Annotated in this window: 20 protein-coding genes, 1 tRNA gene and 1 other annotated feature (1 of these 22 only partly in view); of the genes, 17 read left to right on the top strand and 4 right to left on the bottom strand. The window is 34.6% G+C overall.

The features are described 5' to 3' along the window. Window positions 1-66 (top strand) — a binding site (T-box leader); it begins 163 nt to the left of the window's first position. 42 nt (window positions 67-108) lie between these two features. Genes R8749_RS08770 through R8749_RS08755 form a run of 4 tightly spaced genes read left to right on the top strand, consistent with a single transcriptional unit; the run spans window position 109 to window position 3254 of the window. Then, the gene (locus R8749_RS08770) at window positions 109-750 is read left to right on the top strand and encodes an amino acid ABC transporter permease (RefSeq protein WP_317696072.1); all 642 of its coding nucleotides are present in this window, start codon (window positions 109-111) and stop codon (window positions 748-750) included. 12 nt (window positions 751-762) lie between these two features. Continuing rightward, window positions 763-1395: an amino acid ABC transporter ATP-binding protein gene (locus tag R8749_RS08765; protein WP_317696070.1), complete on the top strand. Its 633-nt coding sequence runs from the start codon at window positions 763-765 to the stop codon at window positions 1393-1395. A 12-nt stretch (window positions 1396-1407) separates the two neighbouring features. Next, on the top strand, window positions 1408-2232 hold the full coding sequence (locus R8749_RS08760) for an amino acid ABC transporter substrate-binding protein (RefSeq protein WP_317696067.1): 825 nt from the start codon (window positions 1408-1410) through the stop codon (window positions 2230-2232). Further along, window positions 2229-3254, top strand: coding sequence for a threonine aldolase family protein (locus tag R8749_RS08755; protein ID WP_317696065.1), 1026 nt, complete (start codon window positions 2229-2231; stop codon window positions 3252-3254). Before R8749_RS08760 ends, R8749_RS08755 begins: the two co-directional genes overlap by 4 nt. Here R8749_RS08755 and R8749_RS08750 read toward each other — a convergent pair. Together R8749_RS08750 and rpsT are read right to left on the bottom strand one after the other, a co-directional pair. Further along, window positions 3240-4091 carry a hypothetical protein gene (locus R8749_RS08750; RefSeq protein WP_317696063.1) on the bottom strand — a complete coding sequence of 284 codons (852 nt, stop codon included), beginning with the start codon at window positions 4089-4091 and terminating at the stop codon, window positions 3240-3242. The genes R8749_RS08755 and R8749_RS08750 overlap by 15 nt on opposite strands. A 373-nt stretch (window positions 4092-4464) precedes the next feature. After that, window positions 4465-4725, bottom strand: a complete 261-nt coding sequence (gene rpsT / locus R8749_RS08745; protein WP_317696061.1) for a 30S ribosomal protein S20 — start codon at window positions 4723-4725, stop codon at window positions 4465-4467. Window positions 4726-4905: 180 nt separating this feature from the next. Between rpsT and rpsO the strand changes: the two genes are divergently transcribed. The 6 genes from rpsO (at window position 4906) to yihA (ending at window position 11609) form a co-directional block, all read left to right on the top strand. Then, window positions 4906-5175, top strand: coding sequence for a 30S ribosomal protein S15 (rpsO, locus tag R8749_RS08740; protein ID WP_317696060.1), 270 nt, complete (start codon window positions 4906-4908; stop codon window positions 5173-5175). A gap of 67 nt (window positions 5176-5242) precedes the next feature. Further along, entirely contained in the window at window positions 5243-6925 is a 1683-nt protein-coding gene (locus tag R8749_RS08735; protein WP_317696058.1) for a ribonuclease J, read from the top strand. Window positions 6926-7057: 132 nt separating this feature from the next. After that, window positions 7058-8248, top strand: coding sequence for an elongation factor Tu (gene tuf, locus R8749_RS08730; RefSeq protein WP_317696056.1), 1191 nt, complete (start codon window positions 7058-7060; stop codon window positions 8246-8248). A 148-nt stretch (window positions 8249-8396) separates the two neighbouring features. Continuing rightward, window positions 8397-9734, top strand: coding sequence for a trigger factor (tig, locus tag R8749_RS08725; protein ID WP_317696054.1), 1338 nt, complete (start codon window positions 8397-8399; stop codon window positions 9732-9734). A gap of 46 nt (window positions 9735-9780) precedes the next feature. Then, window positions 9781-11016 carry an ATP-dependent Clp protease ATP-binding subunit ClpX gene (gene clpX / locus R8749_RS08720; protein WP_317696052.1) on the top strand — a complete coding sequence of 412 codons (1236 nt, stop codon included), beginning with the start codon at window positions 9781-9783 and terminating at the stop codon, window positions 11014-11016. Next, a complete protein-coding gene (gene yihA, locus R8749_RS08715) occupies window positions 11016-11609 on the top strand; it encodes a ribosome biogenesis GTP-binding protein YihA/YsxC (protein WP_317696049.1) in 594 nt (197 codons plus the stop codon). The genes clpX and yihA overlap by 1 nt, the downstream gene beginning before the upstream one ends. A gap of 79 nt (window positions 11610-11688) precedes the next feature. Here the strand turns inward: yihA and R8749_RS08710 are convergent, their stop codons facing one another. Next, window positions 11689-11826, bottom strand: coding sequence for an SPJ_0845 family protein (locus R8749_RS08710; RefSeq protein ID WP_317696046.1), 138 nt, complete (start codon window positions 11824-11826; stop codon window positions 11689-11691). A gap of 137 nt (window positions 11827-11963) precedes the next feature. Between R8749_RS08710 and R8749_RS08705 the strand changes: the two genes are divergently transcribed. From R8749_RS08705 to R8749_RS08690, 4 genes are all read left to right on the top strand, one after another. Further along, window positions 11964-12044, top strand: a tRNA-Tyr gene (locus R8749_RS08705). A gap of 45 nt (window positions 12045-12089) precedes the next feature. After that, window positions 12090-12803, top strand: coding sequence for a GntR family transcriptional regulator (locus R8749_RS08700; RefSeq protein ID WP_317696043.1), 714 nt, complete (start codon window positions 12090-12092; stop codon window positions 12801-12803). Between the two features lie 3 nt (window positions 12804-12806). Next, window positions 12807-14354 carry an O-antigen ligase family protein gene (locus tag R8749_RS08695; RefSeq protein ID WP_317696041.1) on the top strand — a complete coding sequence of 516 codons (1548 nt, stop codon included), beginning with the start codon at window positions 12807-12809 and terminating at the stop codon, window positions 14352-14354. A gap of 6 nt (window positions 14355-14360) precedes the next feature. Beyond that, window positions 14361-15323: a glycosyltransferase family 2 protein gene (locus tag R8749_RS08690; protein WP_317696038.1), complete on the top strand. Its 963-nt coding sequence runs from the start codon at window positions 14361-14363 to the stop codon at window positions 15321-15323. Here the strand turns inward: R8749_RS08690 and R8749_RS08685 are convergent. Then, window positions 15301-16026, bottom strand: coding sequence for a WecB/TagA/CpsF family glycosyltransferase (locus tag R8749_RS08685; protein ID WP_317696036.1), 726 nt, complete (start codon window positions 16024-16026; stop codon window positions 15301-15303). The genes R8749_RS08690 and R8749_RS08685 overlap by 23 nt on opposite strands. Before the next feature lie 67 nt (window positions 16027-16093). Here R8749_RS08685 and R8749_RS08680 point away from each other — a divergent pair, with 67 nt between their 5' ends. The 3 genes from R8749_RS08680 to R8749_RS08670 all read left to right on the top strand — a co-directional run bounded on the left by R8749_RS08680 (window position 16094) and on the right by R8749_RS08670 (window position 20912). Further along, entirely contained in the window at window positions 16094-17035 is a 942-nt protein-coding gene (locus R8749_RS08680) for an NAD-dependent epimerase/dehydratase family protein (RefSeq protein ID WP_317696033.1), read from the top strand. Beyond that, the gene (locus tag R8749_RS08675; protein ID WP_317696030.1) at window positions 17022-18098 is read left to right on the top strand and encodes a glycosyltransferase; all 1077 of its coding nucleotides are present in this window, start codon (window positions 17022-17024) and stop codon (window positions 18096-18098) included. The genes R8749_RS08680 and R8749_RS08675 overlap by 14 nt, the downstream gene beginning before the upstream one ends. A gap of 144 nt (window positions 18099-18242) precedes the next feature. Next, on the top strand, window positions 18243-20912 hold the full coding sequence (locus R8749_RS08670) for a calcium-translocating P-type ATPase, PMCA-type (protein ID WP_317698551.1): 2670 nt from the start codon (window positions 18243-18245) through the stop codon (window positions 20910-20912). Window positions 20913-20947: the final 35 nt, after the last annotated feature.

The raw sequence follows: 20947 nt of genomic DNA, 5'->3' as shown, positions 1-20947 counted from the left end.
CTTCGTGAGGTTATCGTCGTGAGGCGCTAACGAACAAAGGTGGAACCACGATTAGACGTCCTTTAGCTATTTTAGCTAAAGGGCTTTTTTGTTTTTAAGGAGGATCAAATGAACTATGCGATAGAAATTTTGCCAGCATTATTAAATGGAGCAGTGATGACCTTGAAAGTTTTTTTCTTTACTTTATTAGGGTCGATTCCGTTAGGAATTTTAATCTCATTCGCTCTACAAACTCGCTTTAAACCATTGCAATGGATAATTAATTTATACATTTGGTTAATGCGCGGGACTCCGTTACTACTCCAATTGATTTTTGTTTTTTATGGGCTTCCGTTAATGGGAATCGTCTTTGAACGATATGATGCAGCATTATTTGCTTTTATTTTAAATTATGCCGCTTATTTTGCCGAAATTTTTCGGGGTGGGATTCAGTCAATTCCCGAAGGTCAATATGAAGCTGCCAAAGTCTTACGGCTGACTAAAGGACAGACGGTTGTGCGCATTATTTTGCCACAGGTAATAAAAATTGTGCTTCCCTCAATTGGTAACGAAGTAATTAATTTAGTTAAGGACACGTCTTTAATTTACGTTTTAGGTTTAGGCGATTTGCTTCGAGCGGGGAAAATTGCCATGAGTCGTGATGTCAGTTTAATTCCACTGCTTTTAGTTGGGCTTATCTACTTGCTGTTAACGGCATTTTTAACCCTTTTATCTAAAAAATTAGAAAAACACTATCAGTATTATAAATAGAGAGATTGCCAAATGTTAGAAATAAAAAATTTAGTAAAAAGTTTTGACGGCCGCAAAATTATTGATGACTTGAAATTGACTATCAATGACGGCAAAATTTTAACGATTGTTGGACCTTCCGGTGCTGGTAAAACAACTTTGCTTCGTTGTTTAGCAGGTCTTGAAACAATTGATTCAGGTGAATTAATTATGGACGGAGTCCCTTTTAATCCTGTTGAAATGGCTAATGCAGATCAAATTGTGGGTGTGGTATTTCAGGATTTTCAATTATTTCCGCACCTGTCGGTTTTAAATAATATCACGTTAGCTCCGACAATTGTTTTAAAAGAAAATAAACAGGAAAGTACGGATCAGGCGATGTACTTACTTGAAAAATTAGGCCTTGAAGGTAAAGAAAATCTTTATCCATATCAGCTTTCAGGTGGTCAAAAACAGCGGGTTGCATTAGCTAGAGCTTTAGCGATGAAGCCCAAAATTATTGGTTATGATGAACCGACTAGTGCGCTTGATCCAGAATTAAGAGAACAAGTCGAAAAAGTAATTTTAACCTTAAGAGATCAAGGGATAACCCAAATTGTTGTAACTCATGATTTAGATTTTGCTGAACACATTGCTGACGAGATGTTAACGGTAGAATCGATTTAAAAGGAGTTAGACATGACTAAAAAAAAGATTGGGCTAGTTTTTCTGTTAAGTTTTTTGAGTATTTTTGTTTTAACAGGATGCGGACGTCAAAAAACAAATAGTGATCAATGGTCGCGCATCAAAGATGAAAAACGAGTAATCGTTGGACTCGATGATACCTTTGTCCCAATGGGATTTCAAAATAAATCAGGCCAAATTGTTGGGTATGATGTAGATTTAGCAAGGGCAGTTTTTGCACTTTATGGAATTAAGGTTGATTTTCAGCCGATTGATTGGTCAATGAAGGAAAATGAGTTACAAAACCAGACGATTGATTTAATTTGGAATGGCTACTCTAAAACCGCAGAAAGAGAGAAAAAGGTTCTTTTTAGCGATAGTTACATGAGTAATGATCAAGTTGTAGTTTCTCTAAAAAAGAAAAAAATTAACAGTTTTAAAGACATGAAAGGTAAAATTATCGGCATTCAAAATGGATCTTCTGGTTATGATCGCTTCGAACAGCAGCCCCATGTTTTAAAAGACTTTGTCAAAAATCAGACGCCCGTTTTGTACGATGGTTTTAGTGAAGCTTTCATGGATTTAAATGCAGGGCGCATCGATGGGCTTTTAATTGATCGTGGGTACGCCAGTTATTATTTATCCCATGAAAGTAATCCAGATGATTATTCACTAATAAATGGTGGTTTTAAGCCCGAAAGTTTTGTTGTTGGGATGAGAAAATCTGATCATGAATTAGCGCAAAAAATAAATCAAGGATTTAAAGAGTTAAAAAAATCTGGTAAAATGGCTGAAATTCATAAGAAGTGGTTTGGAAACCTAGAAAGGAAAAATAAATGATCTCATTTGAAAATGATTATTCTGAAGGAGCCCATGAAAAAGTTTTAGCACGGTTAGTTCAAACTAATCTTGACCAAGAAGTTGGGTATGGTTTCGATGATTTTAGCTTGCAGGCGGCATCTAAAATAAAAGAAGTAATTAAATGTCCTGAAGCCAGCGTTAAATTTCTGGTGGGAGGGACTCAAACTAATCAAGTAGTTATTGATGCATTGTTAAAAAAATACGAAGGCGTAATTGCAGCTGATACAGGACACGTTAGCAGTCATGAGGCAGGAGCAATTGAGCACAGCGGACATAAAGTTATTACTCTTCCAGCTCGAAAAGGCAAAATAACTGCTGAAGCAGTGGACAAGTATTGTGAAGAATTTTATGGTGACGTAAATTATGAGCATATGGTTATTCCCGGCATGGTTTATGTCTCTTATCCAACTGAATATGGCACTCTCTATACGAAAAATGAATTAACAAAACTATCTGATGTATGCCAAAAATATGAGATTCCGCTCTATATTGATGGAGCACGCTTAGGTTATGGATTGGTTAGTGAAGAAGCAGATCTTAATATAACTGATATCGCCCGCCTTTGTGACGTTTTTTATATCGGAGGCACAAAAGTTGGAGCATTATGTGGTGAAGCAGTAGTTTTTACTAAAAAGAATGAACCGCCGCACTTTTTGACGATGATCAAACAGCACGGAGCGCTCTTAGCCAAAGGCCGTTTAACGGGTGTGCAGTTCTTAGAATTGTTTTCTAATGATCTTTATTTTGAAATCAGCCGACATGCGCTTAAAATGGCGAAAAAAATGAAAGAAGGATTTGTTGCCAAAGGTTATCAGCTTCATATTGATTCGCCAACTAATCAGCAATTTGTAATTATGACAAATTCGCAAATCGAAGAATTACAAAAGAAAGTTCGATTTTCTTTTTGGGAAAAACTAGACAATGAACACCAAGTTGTACGTTTTGTAACTTCGTGGGCGACAAAAGAAGAAAACGTGGATTATTTGTTAGATTTGATCTGATTTGATGGGCAACATTTTATTATTTAAATCATAGAAATCGTCTTTGTTTGTTTCTTTAAATGAATTAATATTGGCTTTGTAGAATCTTAAATATGTTTCAAAATTTATTTTTTTTAAATGGTCATTTTGGGTAAGCTCATAAATTTTAATTGATTTTAACAAAGGCTCCAATTCATCCATAAGATCATTAATTAGTAAATTCTTTGCTAAAAGGCTTCTTTTAATTTCTTGATTATTATTTGTTAAGCTGCTGTTTTGAATAATTAACCGAATAATTCCTAAAATTGTGTCAGTAAACTCGATACCTATTTCTTGATTTTTGGGAACAAGTTTTGAATTTTCAATTTTAAAATTGTCATATCTATATAAAGAATGGATATTCATCTGTTTTTTTATAGATTTATCTATGTGTAATTTAGCATATTCATTGGAATTTTCTATATAAATGTCAGCTTTTAAATTATCCATGTTACTATAATTGCGCAATAATCCGTAAATTACTCGTTCAGGTAGTCTACTATATAACATATCTTTTTTCATTGATGCATATAAAATATGATCTTTTAAATTATTTAGTTTATATGAAATGATATTTACTTGAATTGCATCAGTTAATTTCAAAAATGATTGAATAACCATTTTGAAATTTGAGTAATCACTTTTGTCATATTGAGTAAAATGCATACGAAAAGTTTTTCTTTGAAGTTGCTGGTTTAAAAACTGAATATCTTTGCAAAAGTAATAGTCGTTAGGAACAGACACGCCACCCATTAGAGAAATATCATTTGAATTTTTTCCAGACTCATCAAAAAAGATACTTATTTTTCTATCTGTCATTTATAATCTCACAATCAAAAAATTTATAATTAATTTTGCGTAATAAAAATTATATATCATTTCTTTAGAAACAAGTGAGCAATTTTATTTGACAAAAAAATAAAAAAATTATAGTCTATCTTTATAGAGTACTTGTCTAGATTGACAACTGTTCTACAAATTTTTGGCTTATTACTTATCTAGATGGATAAAAATAGGTCAACTAGAGAAAACGCTGATATTTTATTGGCGTTTTTTTTATGATTTTCCAGGTATTGTTTGAAATTTCGTTGTGACTCGCAGGAGTATGTTACATACATTTGATGGACAAAGAGCAGGTTCACTATAATCTAATCCAAATTTCACCACAAAAAAAAGAACCCGCAGGTTCTTTTTAAAGACTGTTCTTACGTAACGTAATTTTGGATAAGTCACGTGCAGCTTTATTGCTATGAATCAATTTTTTGTGCTTAGCTGAATCGATAAGTTTAGCTGCGTTCTTGTAAAGAACTTCAATATTATCTTTTTCGCCTTTTTCAGCTGCTAAATTGAATTTCTTGATTGCTGTACGCATTTCTGAACGTTGAGATGCGTTTGCCAAACGACGCTTGTTTTGAGTCTTAACGCGCTTAATCGCTGATTTGATCTGTGGCATTAACTAGATACTCCTTCCTGGTATAGTGAAATTAATCTTTCTCATTATACCAATTAAACTTTAATTTGACTAGCAATTTTGAAATCTGATCCATTTAATGATATTATGATAACACCTATTACTATGTTTGAGGAATTTCCTCTTACTTAGCTTTATGGAATAAATAAAAGGAATAGATTAATGGCAATTACAAAAGAACGTAAAGAAGAAATTATTAAGAAGTATGGTCGCAGTGAAGGAGATACTGGTTCTGTTGAAGTTCAAGTTGCTCTTTTAACTGAAGAGATTAATGTTTTAAATCAACATTTAACAAAACATAAAAAAGACCATCATTCATACGTAGGTCAGATGAAAAAAATTGGTCATCGTCGTAACTTACTTAGATATTTAAGAGAAAACGATCTTGACCGTTATCGTAATTTGATTAGCTCATTAGGATTAAGAAGATAATATTAACGGCCTGCTTAATTGCAGGTTTTTTAGATTAAATTTTAATAAAGAAAGAGGTGATACATTTTTGGGAAAAGTAAAAATTGCCATGCTCGGCGGTGTTCGAGAAGATGGCAAAAATATTTATGCAGTAGATGCTGATGGTGAAATCTTTGTTTTAGATTTTGGGTTGAAGTATCCAGAGAATGAAATGTTAGGGATTGACGTTGTCGTACCTGATTTTAATTATCTTGAAGAGAACATTGACCGCATTGCAGGAGTATTTTTAACTCATGGACATGCAGATGCCATTGGCGCCTTGCCGTACTTTTTACACAAAGGCTATAATGTTCCAATTTTTGGTTCTAAACTGACAATTGAATTAGTTAAAAATAACATCATTGACCAAAAAATGAAGAACAAATACAGCTTCAATGTAATTAATGAAAAGTCTGAGATCGATTTTGAAAAAACTACAGTTTCATTTTTTAAGACCACTCATACAATTCCAGATAGCTTAGGGATTGTACTTAACACTTCAGAAGGTAAGATCGTCTATACGGGAGACTTTAAGTTTGATTTTTCACAGACAGGTCCGTATGAAACAGATTTAAATCGGTTAGCAAAAATTGGTGAAAGCAACGTTATTGCTTTATTAAGCGATTCCTCAAATGCTGAAGCTCAAGCGGCACCTTATAATACTGATCGAGAAGTTACTACCTATATTAATGAAACTTTTAAATATCAGGCGGGCAGGATCATTGTTGCATCCGTTGCTTCAAATATTGTCAGAATCCAGCAAATAATTAACGCAGCGGTCTATAGCCAACGTAAATTAGCAATTTCTGGTCGTGATTTAGAAAAAATTGTTCGCACTGCAATGAAGCTCAAATACTTGAAGATTCCAGACGGCCTGTTGATTCCCTTAAAGGATCTTAAAAAATATCAAGACGATCAAGTTGTGATTTTGGAAACGGGTAAATTAGGTGAGCCGATGAAGTCTTTACAGCGCATGGCTACCGGGCGTTACAAGAATGTTCGTATTAAACAAGGTGATTTAGTTTTTATTACTTCTTCTCCTTCTTATGCAATGGAAACTTCAATGGCAAAGACCAAAGATTTGATTTATCGCGCAGGAGCTGAAGTGAAAACTCTTAGTGATGACATCAATGCAACGGGTCATGCCAGCAGATATGACCTACAGATGCTTATTAAGTTAATTCATCCAAAATATTTGGTGCCTATTCAAGGTGAATATCGTCTTTTAGACGCTCATAAAGAGATTGCTAAAGAAGCCGGGATTCCAGAAAAAAATATCTTTATTACTGCCATGGGCGACGTTCTTGAAATCAAAGACGAAGAAATGCATTTAGGCAAGGCAGTTCCTGCCGGAGATACGATGATTGATGGAATTGGAGTAGGAGACATTGGAAGCATTGTCCTTCGTGACCGTAAGATGCTTTCAGAAGATGGTGTTTTTGTTTCGACTGTAACTATTGATAGGAGAAACAAGAAAATTATTTCAACACCAAAAATTGTTGCAAAGGGTTTTGTTTATAATAAAACTAATCAAGAATTGTTGAATGATAGTAAAGAAGTAATCAAGAAATCAGTCTTAAACTATATGGAAAATGATGATTTCGATTGGTCTGAAATCAAGCAAGATGTTAGAGATGACTTAAACAAATTTTTGTTTGAGCAAACCAAGAGACACCCTGTCATTTTGCCTGTTATTATGGAAGTAAATCAAAATAAATCAAATCGGCAATAAGGCAGATAATTTTTTACATATTTACAAAGATTGATTTTCTCGGTATAATACATAATCGGAACGCTTCCAAGCAATTAACTGCTAAATAACGATAATTTAAATATAAAGAAAATTTAGGAGGTCCATTTTTAAATGGCAGAAAAAGAGCACTACGAAAGAACCAAGCCGCACGTTAACATTGGTACGATTGGTCACGTCGATCATGGTAAAACAACTTTAACAGCTGCTATTACTCACGTGCTTGCAAAGAAGGGATTAGCACAACCCCTTGACTATGCAGGAATCGATGCAGCTCCTGAAGAAAAGGAACGTGGAATTACAATTAACACTGCTCATATTGAATATGAGACAGAAAAACGTCATTACGCACATATGGATGCCCCAGGACATGCTGATTACATCAAAAACATGATTACTGGTGCTGCTCAGATGGACGGTGCAATTTTAGTTGTTGCCGCTACTGATGGTCCGATGCCTCAGACTCGTGAACATATCTTACTTGCTCGTCAGGTTGGTGTTGAATACATTATTGTATTTATCAACAAAACAGATTTAGTTGATGATCCTGAGTTAGTTGACTTAGTGGAGATGGAAGTTCGTGAATTATTAAGCGACTATGATTTCCCTGGAGATGATATTCCTGTCATCAAAGGTTCAGCTTTAAAAGCACTTGAAGGTGATCCAGAACAGGAAAAGAATATTGAAGAGTTGATGGATACAGTTGACGAATATATTCCAACTCCAACACGTGATACTGACAAGCCTTTCTTAATGCCAGTAGAAGACGTATTTACAATTACTGGTCGTGGAACTGTTGCTTCTGGTCGTGTTGATCGTGGAACAGTTAAGATTGGTGATGAAGTTGAAATCGTTGGTTTAAAACCTGAAATTTTGAAATCTACTGTTACTGGTGTCGAGATGTTCCATAAGACTCTTGACGAAGGTGAAGCAGGAGATAACGTCGGAATTTTACTTCGTGGAATTAACCATGATCAGATCGAACGTGGGCAAGTTCTTGCTAAACCAGGTTCAATTCAGACTCATAAGAAATTCAAGGGACAAGTTTATATCCTTTCTAAAGATGAAGGTGGACGTCATACTCCATTCTTCTCAAATTACCGTCCTCAGTTCTACTTCCATACAACTGATGTTACAGGTACTATTGAACTTCCTGATGGAGTTGAAATGGTTATGCCTGGTGATAACGTATCGTTTGACGTTGAATTGATCTCACCAGTTGCTATTGAAAAGGGAACTAAGTTCACTGTTCGTGAAGGTGGTAAGACCGTCGGTGCCGGACAGGTTACTGATATTCTTGACTAATTGAAATTAGTATTAGTTCAAATAGAGGGCTCTTAGACAGAGCCTTCTTTTTTTTAAGGGAATGCATGTTTTTTAAATAGATTAGATTTACAATGAAAGTCTACTATAATAAAATTCTAGATGATGACTTAAATCATGGAGGAAATTAATGGAACCAGAATGGGAAAAAACAGGAACTAATGAAGGGACTTTAAAGTTTGAAGTTTCGACAGAAGAAGTTTCTAAAGCTGTTGACCATGCTTTCAATAAAGTAAAAAATCGGATCCAATTACCAGGATTTCGTAAGGGTAAAGTAACGAGAGAACTTTATCGTCAATTTTATGGTGATGAATCACTTTACCAAAGTGCATTAGAAGAAGTATTTCCAGATGCTTATGAAAAAGCTTATAAGAAAGCTGAAATCGAACCTGTTGGTCAACCAGAAGTTACTGTTGATAAAATGAATTCTAATGAACCTTGGGTCTTAGAAGTTAAGGTAACTGTGAAGCCAGAGGTAAAACTTGGTAAATATAAAGGAGTCGAAGTTAAAAAAATCGATCGCACAGTAACTGATAAAGATGTCGATGATGATATTCAAAAGCGTCGTGAAAAAGAAGCTGAACTAGTTCTTAAAGACGGTGCAGCTGAAAAAGACGATACAGTTGTTATTGACTATGTTGGAACAATTGATGGTAAAGAATTTGATGGTGGATCAGCTAAGAATTATTCACTTGTTCTAGGATCAGATAGTTTTATTCCAGGATTTGAAGATCAGTTGATCGGCCATAAAGCTGAAGAAGATGTTGATGTAAATGTCACTTTTCCAAAAGATTATCAAGCAAAGGATCTTGCAGGAAAAGAAGCTCATTTTGCAGTCAAAATTCATGAAGTTAAGTCTAAAGAGTTACCTGCTTTGGATGATGACTTTGCGAAAGATTTAGATCTTGACGTCAAAACTGTCGATGAATTGAAAGAAAAAATCAAATCGATTTTACAAGATGAAAAAAATGACGATGCTGAGCGAGAAATGCAGGATGAGGCAATTCATCAAGTTTTAGAAACTACAGAAATCGAAGAAGTTCCCCAGGTAATGATTGATAATGAAGTTAATCAGCAGATTCAGCGCTTTAATTCAGCATTACAAACACGTGGTTTAAGTATGCAGATGTATCAGCAAATTACTGGAACCAGCAATGAGGATCTTCGCAAACAATACGAAGAAGAAGCTCAAGACAACGTAAAGACTAACTTGGTTTTAGAAGCAGTTGTTAAAGCAGAAAATATTAAGCCGACTAAAGAAGATATTGATAATGAAATCAAAGAGTTAGCTGATGAATATAAGATGGATGTTAATCGAGTTCGTCAAACTTTAACTGATGATATGCTTGTTCATGATATTGGCATTAAAAAAGCAATTGATGTTATTGTAGAATCTGCAAAAGAAGTTGAAGGAAAAGACGACAAAAAAGATTCTAAAGAAAAATCAGAAGATCAAGCCGAGAAGTAAAACTATTGCCTTCGCTCTTGATCTAATTTAAAGTTTCGAGGTTATATTGAACAACGAAGAAAATGGGGTTATTAGATGTTCATTTTGTGGTAAATCACAAGATGAAGTAGAGAAGATTATCGCTGGACCTGGCGTTTATATTTGTAATGAGTGCATTAATTTATCTAAGAAAATCATTGACGATCAAATTCAAATCGATCAAACAGAAGATGAAGAGATTTTAGAAAATTTTCCAAAACCGGCGGAAATTTATGATCAACTAAATGAATATGTAATAGGTCAGAGTGAGGCTAAAAAGTCGCTTTCGGTAGCGGTTTATAATCATTATAAAAGGATTTCTCAGCAAAATCAGAGCAGCGTAGAAATTCAAAAAAGTAATGTTGCTTTAATTGGTCCAACAGGTTCAGGTAAGACCTATTTAGCTCAAACTTTGGCTAAAATTTTAAATGTGCCTTTTGCAATTGCTGATGCAACTTCTCTGACAGAAGCAGGATATGTCGGAGAAGATGTCGAAAATATTTTATTAAAATTATTACAGGCTGCTGATTATAATATAGATAAAGCTCAACGCGGAATTATTTACGTTGATGAAATTGATAAAATTGGCCGAAAAACAGAAAATGTTTCGATTACTCGTGATGTATCTGGTGAAGGAGTTCAACAGGCGCTTTTAAAGATTTTAGAAGGCACAGTTGCTAGTGTTCCACCTCAAGGTGGCCGAAAACACCCTCAACAAGAAATGATTCAAATTGATACTAAAAATATCTTATTTATTGTCGGAGGGGCTTTTGATGGTCTAGAAACGATTATCAAAGAGCGATTAGGCAAGAAAGTAATCGGTTTTGGAGCAAATACTGAAGATTTTACTGACGATCAAATTTTACACCAAGTGATTCCAGAAGATTTACTTAAGTTTGGTTTGATCCCAGAATTTATTGGACGGTTACCGGTTATTCAAACTTTAAATAAATTAACAACACAAGATCTGGTGAATATTTTAACTAAACCAAAAAATGCATTAGTTAAACAATATCAAGCATTGATGAAAATGGATAATGTCGATTTAGAATTCACAGATGGTGCTCTTGAAGCTGTTGCAACGGAAGCGATTAAGCGTAAGACTGGTGCTAGAGGATTAAGATCGATTATTGAGAATGCAATGCGCGATGTGATGTTTGATATTCCTGGTGAAAGTGACGTTCAAAAAGTGATTGTTAATAAGTCTTCAATTGAAGAAGGAAAAAGTCCAAAAATAATTTTAAAAACTGCTGAGGCATCTTAATGGCAAATAAAGATCAACAATTCGTAACAAGTGCAGTTAAGGCGGTTGATTTTCCGAAAAGCAATCTTCCTCGGATTGCTTTTTTTGGTCGTTCAAATGTCGGGAAATCTAGTTTGATAAATACGTTAATGAATCGAAAAAATCTAGCAAGAACTTCAAGCACTCCAGGTAAAACACAGACAGTGAACTTTTATTTAGCAACCGATAATAGTTATCAGTTAGTCGATTATCCTGGCTATGGATACGCTAAATTAGGAAAGAAAAAGCGTGCTGAAATAAATCAGATGATTAGAACGACTGTTTCAGAAATAGATAATTTACGGGGAATTGTTCAACTAGTGGACGGAAGAATTCCAACTCAACCTGTCGATCTAGAGTTTGAGAAATTTCTAAATCAGGTTGGAGTGCCGCAGATGATTGCAGTCACTAAGACAGATAAGGTTAAAAAAAGTGAAATCGGCAAACTTGAGAATCGGATTGAAAAAGATTTTGGAGAAAACGTTGAAATGGTGGAATATTTACTGACTAGTACCGTAAGTAAGCGAGGGATAACTGATTTAAAAACGTGGATCTCTGAATTAACAAATTTTTAAAACAAAAAAAATAGACATCTTTTATGAATGTCTATTTTTTTGTGAAATTTATATATAAAGAACGTAAATTATTCTAATTTTATTTTTTATCTTTTTTGTTTAAGTTTTGATCTTGTTTCTGAAGATCTTTTTCTTTCTTTTTTTTGTCTTCAGGAAGAGTAGCAAACTTATCGAAGAGATTTTCAATTTCTAAATCTCGATGAATTTTTAAAGCCATAGACACTCCTTTCTTTTTATTTTTTATTTTAGTATGCTCACGATAAAAAAGAAAGGGGTTTTATTAATAATGTTTTACCAATAATATTTATTACTTGCAAAGTGAACCTAAAGTCTATAAAATAAAATAGTTACATCGGAGGAGTAGCGAAGTGGCTAAACGCGGCGGACTGTAAATCCGCTCCTTCGGGTTCGGTGGTTCGAATCCACTCTCCTCCATATCTTAGCTCCGGTCGGAGCTTTTTTTGTAAGAAAATGTAGATTATGACTGATCCGGCTTATATTGCAATATATAATGATATTAGAAAAAAAATAGAAACTAATAGTTGGCAAGTAGGACAGAAGCTGCCTTCTGAAAGAGAATTAGCAAAAGTGTATAATGTATCACGGATGACTTTACGCCAAGCAATTCAGTTTTTAGTGCGTAACGGACTTTTGATTCGGCGGGTAGGTGCTGGAACATTTGTTGCCAGCAAAAAGATTCAAGAGAAGATGGAAGGTGTTACTGGCTTCTCAGAACTAATCCGTGCTCAAGGTAAAGTTCCGTCGTTAAAAACGGTCTCTTTTGTTGAAGGAATTCCTAACGATACAGAGAAACAAATTTTGAATTTATCTGCGAAAGAAAAGATCGTTAGAATTGAACGGATTCGTTTTGGTGATAAAAGTCCAATTTGTTTTGAAATAGCTGCAGTTCCAATGAGTTTTATTGATGGTTCAAAGAAAGAAGAAGTTACTAATTCACTTTATAGTACAATTAAAAAAAATTCAGGTTGTCAGATTGGACGGGCGGAACAGACAGTTACGGCAGTTCTAAGTAATGAAAAAATTTCAAGGTATTTGGAAATTCCGCGTGCTTCGGCAATTTTAAAGTTACAACAAGTTTCATATCTTGATGATGATCGCCCTTTTGAACTAGTAATAGCACAGTATGTTGGCGATCGTTTTGAGTTTTATCTGGAGAGGAGAAACACTTTTTAACTAATGAACGAGTTTAAAAAATTAAGTTTTTTGGGTAAAACGTTTGTAGTATTTATTTTATTACAGCCGTTTCTTGATTTTTATTTCTTCTATGTACCCCCGTTATCAAATATTTTTCCTTTTGCTATTTCGACCATTATAAGAATTATTTTTACGGCATTTTTGGCTTTTTTTTATTTACGTGATAATCCGGACCGAAGAATTTTAAAATTAATTCTAATCTATCTAGGGATTTGTATTGTTTATTTTATTCTGCATGTTTGGAATGCGCATCATTTTACTTCGTATTCACCAACTAATTTTAATTTTTCAATCTTTGGTGAAGCTTTTTACATGGTTCGAATGCTGATTCCAGTTTTCATAATTTTATTGACTATTCATGTGAATTTTGATTTGCATTCATTTAGCTTAATTGTTCAGATACTAGCATGGGTTGTTTCAGGCAGTATCGTCTTATTTAATCTAATAAAATTAAGTTTAGCTTCTTACGGTGGAGGATTCATCACCGGTAATATTTTTGATTGGTTTACAAATGGAGATCCAGGAAGCTTTTACGGATTTGCTTCAAAAGGATTTTTCTACTACGCTAATTCTATTTCTGGAGTAGTCTTACTGCTGGTTCCCTTTATTCTTTATTTAAACTTTACGGCTCCCAAATGGCATAATCTTACTTTAGCTGTGGTTCAGCTTCTAAGCTGTCTGATGCTTGGAACAAAGACAGCAGTTTTAGGGTATCTTGCAATGCTTTTTGGAACGCTAGCGCTATTTTTGTTTACTTATTGTTTGGGCAAAGAAAAGAAACTTCACCGTTCATCAGTTATTTTAGTGTTGGGATTATCGCTTATTGTTGGTTTTATGATTCCATTTTCGCCAATGTCTAACCGAAGTTTGACCAATGATGTCACTATTACCGAAAAAAGCAGCAATAAAGTTGCCCTTTTAAAGCAAAAGCGTAAGCTCGAGCGAGAATTGAACCATAAAGCACATGGTAAATCCACTCGTTTAATGCGCTATATTCAAGCTAATTATCAGAATTATTCGTTAAATCCAGAATTTGTTAACGGTAAGTATTCTTATATTATTGATCCAGTTTTTTGGTCCGATGTTATGAAGATGCCACTTAAAAAACGCATGGATTATCGATATCTTGAAAAAGCAATGCTTGATCGAGTTAAAAAAATTAATCATAATAAGCTCGATAATTGGTTTGGTATTACTTATACCAGAATGAATAATATTTTTAATTTGGAAAGGGATTTCTTATCTCAATGGTATTCGATGGGATTTTTTGGCGTAATTATTCTATTAGGACCAATGATTTATCTAACTTTACGTTTTATTTATCTTTTGCTTTTTAAATTCAAAAAGTATTTTACTTTTTTGAATGCGGTGATGACTTTTACCATTTTAGGAATTATTGGCTTTTCTCTTTATGCCGGAAATATTCTTGATTTTCTTACTTCGGCGGTCTTATTAGCGTTTTTTGTAGGTCAGGCGGGTACGTTCTTTAATCGAACGATTGATTCAAAAGAACACCCTTTTGAAGCGTGATTTGTAGTGAAAGACAATCTTATCTCAGTCATCATGACTGCCTACAACGAAAATACAAAAGAACTAACAGAAGCGGTAAATTCAATCCTTGATCAAACTTACCCTGATTTAGAGCTAATTATAATTCTTGATGACCCGACTAATACTGAACTTGAAAAAAACATTGAAGCTCTAGCCGAAGTAGATCAGCGGATTAAATTTAAAGTTAACGATCAAAACATGGGGTTGGCTCAATCACTTAATCGGGCGATCGCATTAAGTTCAGGTGAGTACATTGCCCGGATGGATGCAGATGATATTTCTTTTCCAAATCGATTTGCCGATGAACTAGAGCTAATTAAAGAACGGGATTATGATGTAGTGACAAGTTCTGCGACTTTTATAGATGAAGAAGGAAAAATTGTTGGATCACATGATCCAATTTTGACTACACCTAGCAGAATTGACAAATTATTGCCTTTTGGGAGCAATTTAGTTCATTCCAGTGCTTTTTTTAAAGGAAGTGTTTTACGCGAATTTAGTTACCATAATTATCCAACCGCTGAGGATTACGATTTGTGGTTAAGATTAATTGAACATCAAAAGAAAATTGGTGGAATTAATAGTGAATTACTTAAGTATCGGATCCGCAGTACTTCAATGACTCAAAGCAATAAATTAAAGATGTTTTTAACTGCTCAGTATTTGCGTGATAATTTTCAAAATAAATCATTAGATGACTTTGACTTGGAAAAATATCATAAATATCTCAGCTGTCATGGATATAGTGATAAATTAAGAGAAGAATTTTCAGATGCAGTTAATGGTTTCAGTAAGGGGTTAAAAGATCTTCGTAAATTTAAATTTAGCGGAGTTAAAGCATTAACCCCGTTGCTTCAGCGCAAAATTTATCGTGATTATTTTAAGAATAGCTATCAGTATAAGAAAATGTACAAAAAATTAATTATTATTGAACACGGTCTTTCTTAGTCTTTTTAACAACATGCATAAATTTCGGAATTGCGAGATATCTTTTAAATCTTGAAGGATTAGTAACGAGCCGATAGAGCCACTCCAAATTTATTTTTTGGATTACTTTAGGAGCTCGTTTTACTTTGCCGGTAAACGCATCAAAGCTGCCGCCGATTCCCATCCAAATGGCGTTAGTCAAATGAAAATTATTTTTAATGAACTCTTCTTGTTTAGGAGCGCCTAAAGCTACAAAAACTAAATCCGGCTGGTTTTCTTTGATTTTTTGTTGAACCGGAGCAGGATCACTTAAATATCCGTCAAAAGCACCAGCTACTTTGATATCGGGATATTCAGCTGCTGCTTTTTCTTTAAGAGCAGCAATAACTTCTGGTTTTGCACCGTAGAAGAGAACTTTTAATTTTTTTTCTTGGGCTATTTTTAAAAGAAATAAAAAGGTATCAAATCCGGTAATTCTTTCCTGTAAAGGCGTATTAAGTTTTTTTCCGGCATAAATGATTCCAATGCCGTCAGGCGTAATAAAAGAAGCGGTCCTAATTAGTTCGGCAAAATTAGGATGACTTCTGGCATACATCACAATTTCTGGATTAGCAGTGACAATAAAAGTGTTTTGTTTACTATCGATCAGCTTAATAAGTTCCGTTTGGAATTCTTGGTTGGTTGCATTTACAAAATCAAAGTTTAAAATTTTTTGTGTTTTCATGGATAAATTTTATCGACCTCTCTTGACTGTTATAATAATAATATCTTAAAAGATTGGATTAATTAAATTGGCAAAATATTTAATAACTGGGGGAGCTGGTTTTATCGGCTCAACGATCGCAGATACCTTACTTGAACAAGGACAGACTGTCTTTGTAGTTGATGATCTTTCAATGGGACAGGTTAAAAATCTGAAACCAACAGATCAGATGCACTTTTTTCAACATACAATTACTGATCACGAATATATGAACGATCTTTTAGACCGTGAAAAATTTGATTATATTCTTTTAATTGGAGCTGTTGCAAGTGTAGCAGATAGTATTGCCGATCCTGGTCGAACCCATGCGGTTAATGCTGAAGCAAATTTTAATATTTTAGAGCATTTAAGAGCAGCAAAGCTGTCTTTTAAATCACTTTTGTTTATTTCGTCAGCTGCAGTTTATGGTAATTTACCAGGAGTTCCAAAAACAGAATTGTCACCAGTGGAACCTTTAACTCAATATGCAGTAGATAAATACAGCACTGAAAGAAATGTTATTAATTATCATACTCTTTATGGGATGCCAACGATGGCAGTTCGTCCTTTTAATGTTTATGGTCCAAAACAAAATCCCAAGTCGCCTTATTCAGGTGTTTTATCAATTATCACTAATTGCTTGTTAAATGATAGTACATTCAATCAATATGGTGACGGTGAGCAGATTCGTGACTTTACTTATGTCACTGATATCGCTGATTGTATTTTAGCATTACTTCAGGAACCAAAGGCAATTGGTCAAGTCATCAATATCGGGACGGGCAATAAAGCATCACTAAATGAAGTTATCGAAATTATTGAAAAAATAGCTGGTAAAAAATTGCAGCGAAAAGTTTTGCCAGAACGAGCAGGAGATATTAAGTATTCCTATGGCGACCCAAGTAAATTAAACAATTTAGGCTTAAAAACAAAAGTTGATTTAAATACGGGCCTAAAAAAATATTGGGATTCACTGAATGAAAGTCGTTAATATTAATGCCGGACAAGAGACAGGCGGAGCATTAACTCACTTAATCTTTATGGCCCAAGTTTTAAAAGAGCACAACATCGATAATGTTCTATTAGTCTTTGAAGAAGGAACAATTTCCAAAGCTGCAAGAGAATTAGGTTTAGCCTATAAAGTTATCAATCAGAAGAATACTTCTGAATGGATTAATTATCTAAATGAAAATAATTTTGATTTAGTTCAAACTCACGGACCGAGAGCAAATTTCCTTGTAACCCTTCATCGTAAAAATATTCATGTTCCTCACATCGTAACGGTTCACAGTGATCCGCGTTATGACTTCTTAGGCGGCGGAATTAAAGGAAACATCCAAAGTAAATTAAATGTTTGGAGTTTAAAGCATTCTGATGGCTTGTTCGTCGTTTCAAGTGAATTAAAAGATGAGCTGACCAAATTAGGTATTAACTCTAACCGAATTGTTCAAATTAACAATGCCATGACGTTTTCAAATGATGTAAGGCCAAAAGAAAATCATCAGTTTATGCAGATGATCATTGTTGCCCGTCTTCATCCAGTTAAAGAACATGCGCGTTTAATTAAAGCTTTATCCGAAGTGAAAAATGATCATATTTTTCTTAATATTGTCGGCGATGGTGAACTAAGAGAATCTTTGGAACAGCTCGTAGATCAATATGAGTTAAATCATCAGGTTGAATTTTATGGAGCTTTAAAATCATCTGAAATAAATGAGCTTTATCGTAAAATGGATTTGGCTTTAATTGTTTCTAAAAGCGAGGGATTTCCGCTGGTATTTTTAGAAGCAGCAAATAATGCAGTGCCTGTTTTAATGACTGAATTATCAGCCACTCATTTAGTGATTCCCGATGAGGAACATGGAATTGCTGTGGATAATAGCTTAGAGGGCATTAAATCAGGAATTGAGAAGGCATATTCTTTTGGAATCGAACAGCTTAGTGAGATGGGATTAAAAAACCGCAAATATGCAATTGATCATTTTGGGCCAGAATCTTTTTATAAACAGATGAAAAACGGTTATGATTTATTTAGCAAAAAGGAAAATCTTTGATATAATTTTCATAATCATAAGGGAGTAACAAGCAATCAACTGCGGCACGCTCGTCAAGCAGGATAAACCCGGGCTGTCATAATTTGTGAGACTTATGCGTCATGCAGTAAGTCTCTTTTTATTCGGAGGAAAATTTTTTTGGAAATTAAGCCAGAGAAAAAAGAAAAGTTTTATTCATTACCTGTTGAAGATATTATTCAAAAATATCGGACATCATACGACGGATTAAGTTCGACGCAAGTAAGGCGTCTTCAAATGGAATATGGTGAGAATAAATTGTCAGCAGGACATCACAAAACTTATTTAGAGATGTTCATTGAACAGTTTAAAGATTTTATGATCATTGTTTTATTAGCAGCAGCATTAATTGCAGGCTTAATTGCCCATGAATGGACGGATGCCGTGATTATTTTGGCGGTCGTAATTCTTAACGCTATTTTTGGTGTTTTTCAAGAATCTAAGGCAGAAAATGCCATTGAAGCCTTAAAAAACATGGCAACCCCTAAAGCGCGCGTGAAAAGAGACGGGGACATTCAAGAAATTGACAGCACCGATTTAGTACCTGGGGATATTGTTGTTTTAGAAGCAGGAGACATTGTTCCTGCAGATTTACGTTTGTATGAAACTTCGACTTTAAAAATTGAAGAATCGTCTCTAACGGGTGAATCAATTCCCGTGCAGAAATTAGGAACAACAATTACTGAACCTAATGTTGCGTTAGGAGACCAGAAAGATATGGCCTTTTCTGGGACCAACGTGACTTTTGGGCGGGGAACAGGAATTGTTGTCAGTACCGGCATGAATACAGAAATTGGTCAGATTGCTTCGATGATTTCAGAAAATGATGATACTACAACACCGCTGCAGCGCAACCTTTCTCAACTAGGTAAAGTTTTAACCTATATTATTTTAGCAATTTCTGCCTTAATCTTTTTAATTGGCATGGTTAAAAACGATGCTAATTGGATTGATATGTTGATTGTGGCGATTTCGATTGCAGTGGCGGCAATTCCCGAAGGACTACCAGCAATTGTCACGATCATTCTAGCGTTAGGAACTCAGAAATTATCTAAAAGAAATGCAATTATTCGTAAACTTCCAGCCGTTGAAACATTAGGAAGTACAGATATTATTGGATCTGATAAAACCGGAACTTTAACTCTTAATCAAATGACAGTTGAGAAGGTTTATACTGATCGGCAGCTGCTTGATAGTGATGTTGGCTTAGATCAGCAGGATATGACTTTAAGAATTATGAATTTTGCTAACGATTCTCAAATTCAAGCTGACGGAACTTTGTTAGGTGATCCGACTGAGACGGCTTTGATTAAGTTTGGCCAGAAAAATGACTTTTTTATTCAAGATGAATTAAAGATAACTCCAAGAGTTAATGATTTGCCGTTTGATTCTGATCGGAAAATGATGACTTCAATTAATCAATTTGGCGACAATGCTTACTTAGTGATGACTAAAGGGGCGCCGGATGAAATTTTAAAACGGTGTAATCAGTATCTCCAAGGTAATGAACTCCATGACTTAACAGAAGAAGATCAAAAAGATATTTTAGACGTTAATAATGATTTAGCGAAACAAGCTTTAAGAGTTTTAGGATTTGCCTATAAAGTAATTGACGAAATGCCTTCGCCGATTAATTCTGATACGATTGAAAATGATCTCGTTTTTGCTGGTATGGTAGGAATGATTGATCCCGAACGCCCAGAAGCAAAAGCAGCCGTTGCAGAAGCTAAACAGGCAGGCATCCGGACAATTATGATTACCGGCGACCATCAGGTTACCGCCCAAGCAATTGCAACGAGATTGGGAATTATTTCAGAAAATGCTAATGAAGCGGTTATTTCGGGTAGTCAGTTGAGCCAAATGAGCGATGAGGAATTAGATCAAAATGTTGAACAATACTCTGTTTACGCGCGAGTAAATCCAGCTGATAAAGTTCGAATTGTTAAAGCTTGGCAGAGTAAAAATAAAGTTGTTGCAATGACTGGTGATGGGGTTAATGATGCTCCGGCTTTAAAAGCGGCTGATATTGGAATTGGCATGGGGATTAATGGGACCGAAGTTTCAAAAAATGCCAGTGATATGGTGTTAGCAGATGACAACTTTGCAACGATTGTTCATGCAATCAAAGAAGGACGAAAAGTTTTTGCTAATATTCAAAAGTCGATCCAGTATTTAATGTCAGCTAACCTGGGAGAAGTTCTTACCCTTTTTGTCTTGACAATAATGGGTTGGGATATTTTAGCTCCAGTTCAGCTATTATGGATCAATCTTGTAACTGATACATTTCCGGCAATTGCCCTTGGCGTAGAACCGACAGAAAAAGGAATTATGAAAGAAAAGCCGAGAGGCCGTAATTCTACTTTCTTTTCTGGCGGAGTATTTCCTGCAATTATTTACCAAGGAATTATTGAAGGATTGATTACTTTAGGAGTTTACTATTGGGCCTTGAATTTCCCAGTTCATACTGACTATGCAATGATTCATCATGATGCTCAAACGATGGCTTATGTTACTTTAGGATTAATTCAGCTTTTCCACGCGTTTAATGTTAAATCATTCAGTAAATCAATTTTTCAACAGAATATTTTTGCCAACAAGACCTTTAACTGGGCAATAGTTGTCTCGTTGATTCTTTTAGGAGTTACGATTTTAGTTCCCGGATTTAACCAAATGTTTCATGTAACTCAACTTAATTTGTCACAGTGGGGTGTAGTAGTTCTTGGTGGAATATTAATGGTCGTAATTGTTGAGTTTGTAAAATTATTCCAAAGAGTTTTCAGTAGAAAAGGTAATTAATTATTCTTTTTGATAATTTATTACTTATTTATTAA

The organism is Xylocopilactobacillus apis, assembly GCF_033095965.1.
Classification (GTDB): Bacteria; Bacillota; Bacilli; order Lactobacillales; family Lactobacillaceae; genus Xylocopilactobacillus; species Xylocopilactobacillus apis.
This window is presented reverse-complemented; position numbering and strand designations above follow the sequence as displayed.